A 1,068-nucleotide genomic window follows, 5' to 3' on the forward strand; every position below is an offset into this window, starting at 1 on the left:
TTTATAGACTGCGAAACACTCCTTAGTGATATAGACGAAGATATTAAATTTTTCGTTCAAACTAAAGCTTATGAACACTGTATAGAGTATTTGGATAAGAGCGGATTACTCATGATAACTGGAGGACCAGGCGTTGGTAAAACAATGACATCAAAAATGCTTGTTTTGTACTACGCTACCCAAGGTTATAGGGTAAGATATTCAACCAATGGAGATATAAACGACATTAAAAAGTCTCTGTCGAATGAAAAAGATTCCAAAGAAATAGTGTTATTAGATGATTGCCTCGGCCAACATTATTTTAATATGAAGCAGACTCAAGAAAATGAATTACTTTCTTTGATTAAATTTGTAAAAATTTCAAATAACAAAAAGCTTATTTTGAATTCAAGAATTACTATTTTCAACGAAGCAAAAGAGCGATCTAATGATTTTAATTATTTTTTCCAACAGAATAAAATAAAAAATTTCACAATTAATATGGATGAAATAAGTCCCTTAGAGAAAGCTAAAATATTTTATAACCATTTAATTCATAAAAATATCCCAAATGATTATTATAATGACATAAAAGCAAACAAAAATTATATAAAAATTGTTAATCACAACAATTATACACCTCGTATAATTGACTACGTGACACATTCAATAAATTATTTAGAGGTAAGTCCAATAAAATATTATGAATATATCTTTAATAATTTACAAAATCCAAATGATATATGGAAAAATGAATTCGAACAGCGACTTCAAAACGTAGATAGAGCTTTCTTGATTATACTATATTCATTAACTGATACTAATGTGGAATACGAAGTATTGAGAAAATGCTTTGAAAATCGTTTATTAAGAATGAGAGATATTGATTTTACTAGAGATAACTTTGAGTTAGTCTTATCACGATTAAACCAGTCTATTATAAAAATTATTGATAAATGGACAACAAGATCTATAGGAGTAATAAACCCCTCTGTCAATGATTATTTAAAACAAGTTTTCATAAAGAATAAATTGGAACTAAATGAAGTACGTAAATCCATTTGTAATTTCAAACAGTTTGAACGATGT

Annotated in this window: 1 pseudogene; it reads left to right on the forward strand. The window is 27.1% G+C overall.

The features are described from left to right. Positions 1-1,068, forward strand: a pseudogene (locus L6H98_RS31170) (AAA family ATPase); the annotation flags it as partial.

The sequence above is a fragment of the Paenibacillus sp. JJ-223 genome (assembly GCF_927798175.1).
Lineage (GTDB): Bacteria > Bacillota > Bacilli > Paenibacillales > Paenibacillaceae > Paenibacillus > Paenibacillus hubeiensis.